11 protein-coding genes are annotated in these 11,847 nt (G+C 66.5%); 4 read left to right on the forward strand and 7 right to left on the reverse strand.

Translation table 11 applies throughout. From position 1 onward, the window contains the following. Window positions 1-87: 87 nt before the first annotated feature. The 3 genes from leuA to ACUDCK_RS00710 all read right to left on the reverse strand — a co-directional run bounded on the left by leuA (window position 88) and on the right by ACUDCK_RS00710 (window position 4,008). On the reverse strand, window positions 88-1,797 hold the full coding sequence (gene leuA / locus ACUDCK_RS00700; RefSeq protein WP_054504382.1) for a 2-isopropylmalate synthase: 1,710 nt from the start codon (window positions 1,795-1,797) through the stop codon (window positions 88-90). A 391-nt stretch (window positions 1,798-2,188) separates the two neighbouring features. Further along, window positions 2,189-3,166, reverse strand: coding sequence for a tripartite tricarboxylate transporter substrate binding protein (locus ACUDCK_RS00705; RefSeq protein WP_064522604.1), 978 nt, complete (start codon window positions 3,164-3,166; stop codon window positions 2,189-2,191). 194 nt (window positions 3,167-3,360) lie between these two features. Continuing rightward, entirely contained in the window at window positions 3,361-4,008 is a 648-nt protein-coding gene (locus ACUDCK_RS00710; RefSeq protein ID WP_054504383.1) for a hypothetical protein, read from the reverse strand. A gap of 16 nt (window positions 4,009-4,024) precedes the next feature. Between ACUDCK_RS00710 and rpoN the strand changes: the two genes are divergently transcribed. Then, the gene (gene rpoN / locus ACUDCK_RS00715) at window positions 4,025-5,452 is read left to right on the forward strand and encodes an RNA polymerase factor sigma-54 (RefSeq protein ID WP_443609987.1); all 1,428 of its coding nucleotides are present in this window, start codon (window positions 4,025-4,027) and stop codon (window positions 5,450-5,452) included. Window positions 5,453-5,572: 120 nt separating this feature from the next. Then, window positions 5,573-5,854, forward strand: a complete 282-nt coding sequence (locus ACUDCK_RS00720; protein ID WP_049070497.1) for a (2Fe-2S)-binding protein — start codon at window positions 5,573-5,575, stop codon at window positions 5,852-5,854. On the opposite strand, the gene ACUDCK_RS00725 is transcribed toward ACUDCK_RS00720, so the two are convergent. Next, window positions 5,824-6,744 carry a LysR substrate-binding domain-containing protein gene (locus ACUDCK_RS00725; RefSeq protein ID WP_064522601.1) on the reverse strand — a complete coding sequence of 307 codons (921 nt, stop codon included), beginning with the start codon at window positions 6,742-6,744 and terminating at the stop codon, window positions 5,824-5,826. The two genes, ACUDCK_RS00720 and ACUDCK_RS00725, sit on opposite strands and share 31 nt — an antisense overlap. A gap of 113 nt (window positions 6,745-6,857) precedes the next feature. On the opposite strand from ACUDCK_RS00725, the gene ACUDCK_RS00730 reads away from it, so the two are divergent. Further along, window positions 6,858-7,772, forward strand: coding sequence for a DMT family transporter (locus tag ACUDCK_RS00730; RefSeq protein WP_175167280.1), 915 nt, complete (start codon window positions 6,858-6,860; stop codon window positions 7,770-7,772). Between the two features lie 426 nt (window positions 7,773-8,198). Then, window positions 8,199-8,675 (forward strand): bacterioferritin, encoded by a 477-nt coding sequence (bfr, locus tag ACUDCK_RS00735; RefSeq protein WP_006386993.1) that lies wholly within the window; start codon window positions 8,199-8,201, stop codon window positions 8,673-8,675. 84 nt (window positions 8,676-8,759) lie between these two features. Here bfr and ACUDCK_RS00740 read toward each other — a convergent pair whose 3' ends face one another. The 3 genes from ACUDCK_RS00740 to ACUDCK_RS00750 all read right to left on the reverse strand — a co-directional run bounded on the left by ACUDCK_RS00740 (window position 8,760) and on the right by ACUDCK_RS00750 (window position 11,832). Continuing rightward, the gene (locus ACUDCK_RS00740) at window positions 8,760-9,446 is read right to left on the reverse strand and encodes a hypothetical protein (protein WP_006386994.1); all 687 of its coding nucleotides are present in this window, start codon (window positions 9,444-9,446) and stop codon (window positions 8,760-8,762) included. Window positions 9,447-9,483: 37 nt separating this feature from the next. Next, window positions 9,484-11,091 carry a peptide chain release factor 3 gene (locus tag ACUDCK_RS00745; protein ID WP_175167279.1) on the reverse strand — a complete coding sequence of 536 codons (1,608 nt, stop codon included), beginning with the start codon at window positions 11,089-11,091 and terminating at the stop codon, window positions 9,484-9,486. Window positions 11,092-11,202: 111 nt separating this feature from the next. Further along, window positions 11,203-11,832: a LysE family translocator gene (locus ACUDCK_RS00750; RefSeq protein WP_049070507.1), complete on the reverse strand. Its 630-nt coding sequence runs from the start codon at window positions 11,830-11,832 to the stop codon at window positions 11,203-11,205. Window positions 11,833-11,847 lie beyond the last annotated feature (15 nt).

Here is an 11,847-nt window from a genome sequence, read left to right on the forward strand (position 1 = left end):
GCTTTGTTTGTGCGGAGCGGCTTCACCGTAAGAAGCGCGCGGGGGACGCGGCGGCGGTAACCGCCACGCCCGCGGCTTGGCGGCGGATCACGCGGCCTCGGCGGCTTCCTGTTCGGTGGTGACGGCGCCGGCGTTGATGTGGCGGTTCACCGCGCTCAGCACGGCCTGGAACGAGGCCGTCACGATGTCGCGGTCGATGCCCACGCCGAAGCCCGTGCTCGAATCGCCCACGCGCAGTTCCACGTAGGAGGCGGCGCGGGTGTCGGTGCCGGTGCCGATGGCGTGCTCGTGGTAGTCCATGATGCGCACGGGCACGTCCAGCGCGGCCACGAAGGCCGAAATGGCGCCATCGCCCTTGCCCGTCACGATGCGGCGTTCGCCGTTGTACTCGAGCTCGGCCTCGATGCTGAAGTGCTGGCCTTCGCCGGCGGCCGGATTGCCGTCGATGCGGTGACGCACCAGTTTCCACGGGGCCTTCTGCTCCAGGTACTCGCGGTTGAAGATGGTGTGCACGTCGTCGGCGGTGACTTCGCGGCCGGTTTCGTCGGTGACGCGCTGGATGGCGCGGCTGAATTCGATCTGCAGGCGGCGCGGCAACACCAGGCCGTGTTCCTGTTCGAGCAGGTAGGACACGCCGCCCTTGCCCGACTGGCTGTTGACGCGGATCACGGCGTCGTAGCTGCGGCCGAGGTCGGCCGGGTCGATCGGCAGGTACGGCACTTCCCACACGGCGTCGGGCTGTTGCTGCGCGAAGCCCTTCTTGATGGCGTCCTGGTGCGAACCGGAGAAGGCCGTGAAGACCAGGTCGCCGGCATACGGGTGGCGCGGGTGCACGGGCAACTGGTTGCAGTACTCGGCGCAGCGGCGCACTTCGTCGATGTCCGAGAAGTCCAGGCCCGGGTGCACGCCCTGGGTGTAGAGGTTCAGGGCCAGCGTGACCAGGTCGACGTTGCCGGTGCGCTCGCCGCTGCCGAACAGGCAGCCTTCGATGCGGTCGGCGCCTGCCATCACGGCGAATTCGGCGGCGGCCACGGCGGTGCCGCGGTCATTGTGCGGATGCACGCTCAGCACGATGCTGTCGCGGCGCGCCAGGTTCTTGTGCATCCACTCGATCTGGTCTGCGTACATGTTCGGCGTGGTGGCTTCGATGGTGGCGGGCAGGTTCAGCACCATCTTGCAGTCCGGCGTGGGCTCCCATACGTCGGCCACGGCGTTCGAGACTTCCAGCGCGAATTCGGGTTCGGTCGTGCTGAAGACTTCGGGCGAGTACTGGTAGCGCCACTTGGTTTCCGGGTGCTTGGCCATGTACTGCTTGACCAGGCGCGTGCCGGTCGTGGCGATGTTCTTGATCTCGTCCTTGGTCATGTTGAACACGACCTTGCGGAACGCCGGGGCGCAGGCGTTGTACAGGTGGACGATGGCCTGCTTGGCGCCGGCGGCCGATTCCACCGTGCGGCTGATCAGGTCCTCACGCGACTGCGTCAGCACGATGATGGTGACGTCGTCGGGGATGCGCTTTTCGTCGATGAGTTTGCGCACGAAATCGAAGTCGGTCTGCGAGGCCGACGGGAAACCCACTTCGATTTCCTTGAAGCCGATCTTGACCAGTTGCTCGAAGAAGCGGAGCTTGCGCTCGACGCTCATCGGCTCGATCAGGGCCTGGTTGCCGTCGCGCAGGTCGGTGCTCATCCAGATCGGCGGCTGCGTGATGCGGCGGCTGGGCCAGGTGCGCTCGGAAAAGTCGCGAGCGAACGGCGTGAAGGGGACGTATTTGGCGGCGGGGTTGGCAAGCATCATCACTACACCTCGATCGGTTTCTTGTGAATCCCGGGATCGGTTTCCTCGGCCGGCATGCGGCCGGATGGCGGCCTGATGCCAGGGTTGGCCGCATTCGCGCGGCGCAAGATTCAGTTTTGAAAAAGGGAATTCGCGTGTGGCAAGCGTGGCTGCCGAGCTACCACGGGGACACTAGGCCCGGCAACCGATCGGTAGGTATAGCGATAGCGCGATGAAGGCGGTACGAGCGCGCAGGCCGGCAACCGGAGCGGCGGAGCGTCCGGTGGCAATCGCGAGGGAGGTGCGGTAAGCGGCCATAGGTTGCTAGTCAAACATACTTTTGCGGACAGCGCAATCGGGAAGGCGATAAAAAAAGCCGGGGACGATCCGTCCCCGGCTGGCGTCACACGCGTTATTGCGTCTGCATGTGGCCGTTCTTGACCACCTGGCCCAGGCGCTCGCGCTCGCTCTTGGCGAACTCGACGAAGCTGGCGCGGGAACCGCCGCCCGGCTCGATGCTGCTCTGGCGCAGCGCGTCCTGCACTTCCTTGGTCTGCAGCGATTTCTCGACGGCCGCGTTCATCTTGTCGAGCACGTCGGCGGGCGTGCCGGCGGGCGCGTACAGGCCGGCCCAGTGGCCGATGCGGATGGCGGGGAAACCCAACTCTGCGGTGGTGGGGATGTCGGGCGCGCTCGCCATGCGCTTGTCCCAGGTGGTGGCCAGGGCCTTGAGCTTGCCGCTCTGCACCAGCGGCAGCGTGACGATGCTGGCTTCCGAGGTGGCGTCGACCTGCTTGCCGATCACCGCGGTCACGCCTTCCGAGCCGCTCTTGTAGGCGATCGGCTCGACCGGCAGGCCGGTGGCTTCCTTGACCATCTCGGCCACGAAATGCGGCGTGCTGCCGTTGCCGGCGGTCGAGAACGTGATACGGTCGGTCTTGGCCTGCTTGGCGCGTTCGACGAAGTCCTTCAGGTCCTTGGCGGGGTTCGACGGGTTGGCCACGATCACCGACGGCGTGATCGACAGCAGCGCGACGGGGGTCAGTTCTTCGTCCTTGTAGGGCTGGTCCGAGCGGATCAGGCTGTTGGTGACGGTGCCGTTGCTGCCCACCAGGTAGGTGTAGCCGTCGGCCGCGCTGCGCGCGACGTGCGCGGCGCCGACCACGCCGCCGGCGCCGGGACGGTTTTCGACGATGACGGGCTGGTTCAGGGTCGTGCCCACCGCCTTGGCGATGATGCGGGCGACCAGGTCGTTGGCGCCGCCGGCGCTGAAGGGCGCGACGAACGTGATGGGCTTGTCGGGCCAGGCGGCGGATGCCGGGGCGGCGACGAAGGCGGCCGAGCAGGCCAGCAGAAGGCCGGCGGCATACCGGACGGGGGTACGGAACATGTAAAGCAACTCCAGGGGCTGGCCGCGCATCCGACTGGTCTCTGCAATCGGCTTGGTCTGGTTTTAAAGGTGCGCGGCCGCGGTTGCGCGAGCCTGGAGGGCCAGTATAGGGGAGCCCGGCTGGCAGGGGACTGAAACAACCAGGCCGCCTCGCGGCGGCCTGGATCATCGGTCGGATGGCGGTGCGCGCCGGTTCAGCGGGCCGGGCCGCCGATGCGCGGCTCGATGTAGCGGGGTTCGCGGCTGTCGCGGGCATCGCGGCGGTCGTCGTTACGGCGGCCGTCATCGCGATCGTCGCGCGACGGCTTGGCGGCCGCGCCGTCGAGAATGTCGGTCTGTTCGGCCACCATGGCGATCTTGCCGATGCGGTTGTGGCGGATTTCCGACAGCGAGCGGTGCAGGTCGCCGACGGTGAAGGGTTCCTCGCGGGTGCCCCACGTCCAGCGCAGTACGCCCAGCGACTCCTGCGAGAGCTGTGGCGCCAGGTCGGCCAGCACGCCCGTGCTCACGGGGGTGGCGCGGCCGGAAGCCAGGCTGGCCGACAGCCAGGCGCGCAGGATGAAGAAGACGATCAGGGTCCAGATGCCGGCGACGACCCACCAGATGTATGGATTGACCTTCTGCACCATGTCCATGGTGGGTTGGCCCAGTGAATGCAGGAATTCGTAGTTGATGCGCTTGCCGAAATCCAGGATCCAGGAGGCGGCGAGATACCAGACGATCACGGCAACGGCGATCACGATCGCGCGCACGAGAAGTCGGGGAAGCGCCAGTTTGAGCAGGGTCTGGCCGATAAGTCGGCAATCCTGGCGAACGCGTGCGGGCGAAGTCTGATTCATCATGCAAAATATTGTACCTATGACCCGTCCTATTTTAGAACTGCGGCCCGGCCAGCATCTGACGCTGACCCCTCAACTGCAGCAATCCATCCGGTTGCTGCAGCTGTCCACGCTCGACCTCGAGGCGGAAATCTCGCAGGTGCTCGCCGATAATCCGTTGCTGGAACGCGACGATGAACCCTCATCGGCCGAAACGCAGGCCGAATCCGAGCGTGAATCGTCGGTGCAGGACGACGAGCCCGCGCCCGAACGCGACACGCCGGTGGAGGAAATGCCGGGTTCGGGCGGGGTCTACCCCGATGACGATTCCAGCCTCCCCGAGGCCGCCCGGCCCGATACCCTGCGCGAACACCTGCTGGGCCAACTGGTGCTGACGCGCGCGGCGCCGCGCGATGCCGCGCTGGCCGCGTTGCTGATCGACGAATTGGACGAGAACGGCTATCTGGGCTCGCCGCTGGAGGAAATCCTGGGCTGGCTGCCCGCCGAGATGGAGCCGGACCTGGATGAACTGCGCGCCGCGCTGTCGCTGCTGCAGTCGTTCGATCCGCCCGGCATCGGCGCCCGCGACATGTCCGACTGCCTCTTGTTGCAACTGCGCAACCCGGACCTGACGCGGCTGCCGGAGGCCGCCGACCCGAAGGCGCTGGCTTGCGCCCGTCTCATCTGCGCCCAGCATCTGGCGTTGCTGGCCACCGGCAACAATGCCCGCCTGTGCGCGGCGGTCGGTTGCGACGAGGCGACCCTGCGCGTCGCCCACGCCCTGATCCTGCGGCTTGAGCCGCGGCCCGGCCGCGCCTGGACGGTGCCGGCGGCCGATTACGCCGTGCCCGACGTGATCGTGCGCAAGACCCGTCGCGGCTGGCAGGTGACGCTGAACAGCGCCGCCGTGCCGCGCCTGCAGATCAACGGTTTGTACGCGCAGATGTTGGGCAACCAGAAGGAATCGGCCCACGCCGGCCTGCAGGCGCAACTGCAGCAGGCCAAGTGGATGATCCGCAACGTCGAACAGCGCTTCGACACGATCCTGCGGGTGGCCCAGGCCATCGTGGACCGTCAGACCGCCTTCTTCAGCCAGGGGCCGGCGGCCATGCGGCCGCTCATCCTGAAGGACATCGCGGGCGAACTGGGTCTGCACGAATCCACGATTTCGCGCGCCACGACACAGAAGTACATGCTCACTCCGTTTGGCACGCTGGAGCTCAAGCGCTTCTTCGGGGCGGGAGTGTCGACCGACGGCGGCGACGCCACTTCGGCCACGGCGGTGCAGACCTTCATCCGCCAGATGGTGGCCGAGGAGAACCGCGCCAAGCCGTTGTCGGACAGCCAGATCATGGAAAAGCTGGCCGACCAGGGCATCGTCATCGCCCGTCGTACGGTCGCGAAATACCGCGAAGCGCTGCGGATCGCGCCGGCCGCGCTGCGCAAAGCGCAGGCCGCGGCGCGATGAAATAAGGGACGTTTCAGCGGAAAAACGTCCCTTATTTCAATGGGTTAGGCGGCGGCATGGTTGCAAATTATTTACGCTGAGTACTTGCCATTGCAGGAATAAATCTCGATAATTATTCTCATGTACATTTGCGTATGTAATGCCATCACCGAACGCCAAGTCCGCGCCAGCGTGGACGCGGGCGCGACGTCGCTTTCCGACCTGCAGTTCGAGCTGGGCGTGGCCACGTGCTGCGGCTGCTGCGCGGCCACCGCCGCCGAATACCTGCCGGGCGGCCGCTGCTCCAGCGTGTGCGATGTGCGCTCGATCGCCGTTCCGGTCAACCCGCCGGCCACCATGGCCGAGCCGGGCGCGTCCGCGGCGAACAGCAGCTATCCGGTCATCCAGGTCGCCGTCGCCTGAGCGGCGTCGCCACCTGCCACGGCTTGCAGGCCCAGCCCTGCAAGCCGTTGTGTTTCCGTTTCACAAAAATCCCTGATCATCCCCGCCAACTGGCGCACCGGCTCGCGCGCCGGCTCCGACAGGCATAGCGCCAGTTCGGACGGCGGCACCGGCGGCAGCATGTCGTCGACCAGCCGATGGCCGGCGGCGATGCAGCGGCGTTCCAGCAAGGCCACCCCCAATCCTCCCGCCAGCGCGGCCTGGATTCCCATCAGGTTGGGACTTTCGTAAGCGATGCGCCAGCGCCGTCCGGCGCGTTCCAGTGCGTGGATGGCGCGGTTGCGGTAGATGCAGCCCTGCGGGAAAGCCACCAGCGGCACCGGTTCGGTGCTGGCGGGCAGCGCATGCGAGCCGGCGATCCAGTGCAGGTGTTCCGGCCAGGTCGTCAGCGCCGGACCGGCGCCGGGTTCGCGCTTGAGCAACGCCAGATCGAGGTCGCCGCGTTCCAGGCCGCGCGTCAGGGCCACGGTCAGGTCGCAGCGCACCGACAGCCTGACCGCCGGCCGGGCGCGGGCGAACTGCGCCACGATGGCCGTCAGTGTGTCCGCCGCGAAATCGTCGGGGATGCCCAGCCGGATCACCTCCACCCGCTTGCGGCCGCTGACCGCTTCGCGCACCTCGGTGGACAGCGCCAGCATGCGGCGCGCGTAGCCCAGCAGGCGTTCGCCGTCCTCGGTCAGGTGGACCTGGCGGCCTTCGCGCACGAACAGCGTGCATTCGAGCGTCTCCTCGAGTTTGCGGATCTGCTGGCTCACGGTGGACTGGCTGCGGTGCACCCGTTCGCCGGCGCGGGTGAAGCCGCCCGCGTCGACGACGGAGACAAAGCTGTGCAATAGATCGAGATCGAGCATGGGAGGCGCCTTTGCATCGGTTTTTCAAATACTTTTGATCCAAATAAAGCGTTTGTCAATGGATAGGGCCGCGCCCAGAATGGGCTCATCTTCCTTTGCCCGGACCTGCTGCCATGAAGGCGTCATCGACTTTGCCCGCCACCGCCCTGCCCGCCGACGCGCCGATGGGGGTGGCCTGGGCGCCCATCGCGGCATTCTGTTTCCTGTGGAGCTCGGCGTTCGCGGCGGCCAAGATCGCGGTGCGCGACTGTCCGCCGCTGACCCTGCTGACCATCCGCTTCCTGATCGCCGGCGCCCTGATGCTCGGCGTGGCCGCGGCCAGCGGCCGTTGGGCTCGGCCCGCCGGCCGCGACCTGGCGGCGCTGGTGTTGCTGGGCGTGCTGAACAACGCGGCCTATTTGGGACTGAGCTGGAGTGGCATGACGACGGTGTCGTCCGCATTCACCGCGGTGCTGATCAGCACCAATCCGCTGTTGATCGGGGTGCTGGCCGGGCCCGTGCTGGGTGAACGGCTGGGTTGGCGCAAGATGCTCGGGCTGTGCATGGGCCTGGCGGGGGTGGCCCTGGTGCTGCGCTCGCGCCTGTCGGGTATGCAGGAGGACCTGCATGGCACCTTGCTGGTGACGGGCGGCCTGGTGGCGCTGGTGGCTGGTACCTTGCTCTACAAACGCCTCAAGCCCACCACCGGCCTGTGGATGGCGACGGGCATCCAGTCGCTGGCCGGGGCGGTGGCGCTGATGCCGGTGGCGCTGCTGCACGAGAACATCAGCGACGCGCGCATGACGGCCAGCCTGTTCTGGAGCATGGCCTACATGATCGTGGCGGTGTCCATTGGCGGCTACTACCTTTGGTTCATGATCCTGGGCCGCGCCAGCGCCACCGCGGCCAGCGCGCTGCATTTCCTGATGCCGCCGCTGGGCCTGCTGTTCGGCTGGGTGGTGCTGCGTGAATCGGTGTCGTGGCTCGACCTGCTGGGCATCGTGCCGATCGCGTTCGGCATCTGGCTGGCGACGCGGCGCGCCGCCTAGGCGCCGTTACACCGCGCGCACCTTGCTCTGCGATGGCCGCATGTGCGTTGCGCGCGCAACGCACATGCGGTCGCCAGGGTTGGGTTCGCACAACGCGACTCGCTGTGGGAACGGTCCGATAGATTCAAGGCGTTATCGCACCATTCACGCGATGCCGCGTGCTTGAAATGCCGGGGCAAATGTGCCGCTCGTGTCCGCCCAGCCCGCGAAACCGCGATGCATTGCCCGCAGGACATCGCGCACGCATACTCATTCTCATTCGTCTGTCGCTTTCTTGTAGCGCTCGTAAAGCGGTTTACCAAATGCGCGCCAAGGCTAGGCGCGGCCCCGCAGCCGATGTTAGTCTGCCGGGGTTGCGTACTCGCGGCATCGTGCGCTTCTTGTCGCGATGCAGTGCGCGTCGCGTCTGACTGCAAGGAGTCCATCATGAAAGGCGACAAAACCGTCATCCAGTTCCTGAACAAGCAACTGACCAACGAGCTGACGGCGATCAACCAATACTTCCTGCATGCGCGCATGTTGAACCACTGGGGTTTCGACAAGCTGGGCAAGCACGAGTACGAAGAATCCATCGGCGAAATGAAGCATGCGGATCGCCTGATCGCGCGCATCTTCATGCTCGACGGCCTGCCCAACCTGCAGGACCTGCACAAGCTGCTGATCGGCGAGGACGTGCCGGAACTGCTGGCCTGTGACCTGAAGCTGGAGCAAGGCGCCCAGGCCACCGTGAAGGAAGCCATCGCCTATTGCGAATCGGTGCGCGACTATGTTTCGCGCGACTTGTTCCAGGACATCCTGGACGATACCGAAGAGCACATCGACTATCTGGAAACCCAGATCGACCTGATCGACAAGGTCGGCCTGCAGAACTACCTGCAAAGCCAGATGTCCGTGCCCGATTGATCGATCGGCCCGGCATGAAAATGGCGCCCCTCGGGGCGCCATTTTTTTGGGTGATCGCGGGTGGCGCGATCCGGACGATGCGGCTTATTGCGGCCGCGCCGGGCATTCGGCCATCGTGCCCCAGGCCCGGTTCGGACCGCAGTATTTGTTGCGGGCCGCCCACGAGCACGAGGGGCGCTCGAAGAAGCCCTGCGTGGCACAGTGGGCCAGTTCGCGCTTGAGCGCATCCTGCCAGCCGGGCGCGCCGGGGGCGGGCGACGAATTGGGCGGGGGCGGCGCCTGCACCATTTGCGTATTGCCATAGCCAGCCGCCTGCTGCCCCGGGGCCTGGCCCTGCCCGCCATTGACGGCGGTGCCGGTGCCCGGCGCCTGCAGGTCGAGCGTGCTGACGTCTGACGTGCCTTGCGGCAGCGGCACTTGCGAGGCGGCGGCGATTTCGCGGGCCTGGTCCTGGCTGATGCGCTCGCGCGAGATCTTCACGGCGGGATCGCTGACGGTGTCGAACAGCGAGACGGTATTGATGGCCCACTCGCGGTCGGCCGGCTTGTCTGGCACGCCGAGCGTGCCATCGATGCGCGGCTGCGGCGGCTGCGCCACGTAGGGGCGCCCGTTGGCATCGAGCACGGGCTGCTGCGACGCGGCCGCATCCTGGCCGGGCGCGGGCGCGGCCTGCGGCGCATGCGCCACCAGCCAGTCACCCAATTGAATACCGCCCCACGCCGACGCGCCAAGCGCCAGCAGGAGCGTTGCGAATAATAAACGCCAAGACATTGCTACCCTCAATCTGCCGTGCGGTACCCGAACGGGTCTACGCCTTGTCTCCGAAAACCTTGCCGCCGTGCTCGCGCATGGCGTGGAATTTCACATCCGGATACAGTTCCTCGGCCACGCGCAACTGCGCGGGGGAACTGATCAAAAACGCCGCCGCATCGACCACATCATAGGCGATATGGGCGGCATTGGCATCCATGAACTTGCGCAGCGCCTTGGGGTTATCAGAGGTAATCCAACGTGCCATTGTGTAGCGCGAAGGCATCATCCGGGCGTCCACGCCGTACTCGGTCTTGAGGCGGTGGGCCACCACTTCGAACTGAAGCTGTCCGACCGCGCCCAGCAGCAGCGAGCCGCCGGCGGCCTCGGGGCGGAACACCTGGATGGCGCCCTCTTCACCCAACTGCGTCAGGCCGGTGCGCAACTGCTTGGTGCGCAGCGGGTCCTTCACTTCGACGGCCTGGAACAGTTCCGGCGCGAAGAACGGCAGGCCGGTGAATTGCAGCGTTTCGCCTTCGGTCAGCACGTCGCCCAGTTGCAGCACGCCGTGGTTGGGAATACCGATCACGTCGCCGGCATAGGCCTCGTCCAGCAGTTCGCGGCGTTGCGACAGGAACGACACCACGTTGTTGGGGCGCATTTCCTTGTTGGTGCGCGCGACCTTCAGGCGCATGCCGCGCTCGAAGCGGCCGGAGCTCACGCGCACGAAGGCGACGCGGTCGCGGTGAGCCGGATCCATGTTGGCCTGCACCTTGAACACGACGCCAGTGAACTTGGGTTCCTCGGGCTGCACTTCGCGTTGCAGCGCGACGCGCGGGCCGGGAGGCGGGGCCTGCTCGACCAGCGCGTCCAGTACTTCCTGCACGCCGAAGTTGTTGATGGCCGAGCCGAAGAACACCGGGGTCTGCTTGCCCGCCAGGAACTGGTCGCGGTCGAACGCAGGCGCGGCTTCATTGATCAGCTCGATCTCGCCGCTGGCCTGGTCGAAGGCCGAGCCGAAACGGCGCGCGATCTCGGGGTTGGTCAGGCCTTCGATGAAGTCGTCGTTGTCCGAACGGCGCTCCTGGCCGGGGCGGAACACGCGCATGCGGTCGCGGCGGATATCGAACACGCCGCCGAAGGCCTTGCCCATGCCCACCGGCCACGAGAACGGCACGGCGTCCATGCCCAGGTGGCCTTCGATTTCCGACAGCAGCTCGAGCGGTTCGCGCACTTCACGGTCCATCTTGTTGATGAACGTGATGATGGGCGTGTTGCGCGCGCGGCAGACCTGCAGCAGGCGGATGGTCTGCGGTTCGACGCCGCTGGCCGCGTCGATCACCATCAGCGCGGCGTCGACCGCCGTCAGCACGCGGTAGGTGTCTTCCGAGAAGTCCTGGTGGCCCGGGGTGTCGAGCAGGTTGATGACGCAGTCGCGGTATTCCATCTGCATCACCGACGAGGCCACCGAAATGCCGCGCTGCTTTTCGATTTCCATCCAGTCGGAGGACGCGTGGCGCGAGGCCTTGCGCGCCTTGACGCTGCCGGCGATCTGGATCGCGCCTGCGAACAGCAGCAGCTTTTCGGTCAGCGTGGTCTTGCCCGCGTCAGGGTGGGAAATGATGGCGAAGGTACGGCGCCGCGCTACTTCTTGTGGGATGTTCATGATCGGAGGATTCAACCTGACGCCGCGGCTTCAGCCCGGCGCGGTCCGGTATCGTGCATCGAAACAAGCGGGGCACGCGCCGTTGCTGGCGCATGCCCCGCGCGTGGAAATTCAGGAATGGCGGCGGAACGACGCCAGGAACACGCCGGCCAGGATGAACAGCGAACCGAAGGTGCGGTTCATCCAGCGGATGTGCTTGGCATCGCGCAGCAGGCGCAGCACGCGCGCCGCCAGCAGCGTGTACACGCCCATCGCCACCAGGTCGGTGAAGGCAAGCGTGCCCGCCAGCGCCGCGTACTGCGGCGTCAGCGGCAAGGCGGTGTCGACGAACTGCGGCACCACGGCCAGCAGGAACACCGTGCCCTTGGGGTTCATGGTGTTGATCAGGAAGCCGCGCATCACCAGCTCGCGGATCGAGGCCTGCTTGGGATCGCCGGCATCGACCGCGACCGGCGCGGCGTCCGTGCGGATCTGGCGCACGCCCAGGTAGATCAGGTAGGCGACGCCGAGGTACTTGACCACGTTGAAGGCCATCTCGGAGGTGGCCAGCACCGCGCCCAGGCCGACCGCGACCACCACGAACTGGAACAGGATGCCCAGGATCAGGCCGGCCGTGTTCCAGTAGCCGCGGGCAAAGCCGTACTTCAGTCCGGAGGACATCGCGGAGATGGCCCCCGCGCCGGGCGAGAACGAAATGGCCCAGGAGGCCAGGAAGAACGTCAACCAGGTGGAAAGGGGCATGATGGCGCGGGTCCG

The organism is Achromobacter sp. CF-sbj1-Ac2-l, from assembly GCF_052698165.1.

Excerpts from the sequence above, each read along its gene's own strand:
- bfr (WP_006386993.1), top strand. The coding sequence starts at position 8,199 with ATGAAAGGCGACAAAACCGTCATCCAGTTCCTGAACAAGCAACTGACC.
- ACUDCK_RS00730 (WP_175167280.1), top strand. The coding sequence starts at position 6,858 with ATGAAGGCGTCATCGACTTTGCCCGCCACCGCCCTGCCCGCCGACGCG.
- ACUDCK_RS00725 (WP_064522601.1), bottom strand. The coding sequence starts at position 6,744 with ATGCTCGATCTCGATCTATTGCACAGCTTTGTCTCCGTCGTCGACGCG.
- ACUDCK_RS00750 (WP_049070507.1), bottom strand. The coding sequence starts at position 11,832 with ATGCCCCTTTCCACCTGGTTGACGTTCTTCCTGGCCTCCTGGGCCATT.
- ACUDCK_RS00710 (WP_054504383.1), bottom strand. The coding sequence starts at position 4,008 with ATGATGAATCAGACTTCGCCCGCACGCGTTCGCCAGGATTGCCGACTT.
- ACUDCK_RS00745 (WP_175167279.1), bottom strand. The coding sequence starts at position 11,091 with ATGAACATCCCACAAGAAGTAGCGCGGCGCCGTACCTTCGCCATCATT.
- leuA (WP_054504382.1), bottom strand. The coding sequence starts at position 1,797 with ATGATGCTTGCCAACCCCGCCGCCAAATACGTCCCCTTCACGCCGTTC.
- ACUDCK_RS00705 (WP_064522604.1), bottom strand. The coding sequence starts at position 3,166 with ATGTTCCGTACCCCCGTCCGGTATGCCGCCGGCCTTCTGCTGGCCTGC.
- rpoN (WP_443609987.1), top strand. The coding sequence starts at position 4,025 with ATGACCCGTCCTATTTTAGAACTGCGGCCCGGCCAGCATCTGACGCTG.
- ACUDCK_RS00720 (WP_049070497.1), top strand. The coding sequence starts at position 5,573 with ATGTACATTTGCGTATGTAATGCCATCACCGAACGCCAAGTCCGCGCC.
- ACUDCK_RS00740 (WP_006386994.1), bottom strand. The coding sequence starts at position 9,446 with ATGTCTTGGCGTTTATTATTCGCAACGCTCCTGCTGGCGCTTGGCGCG.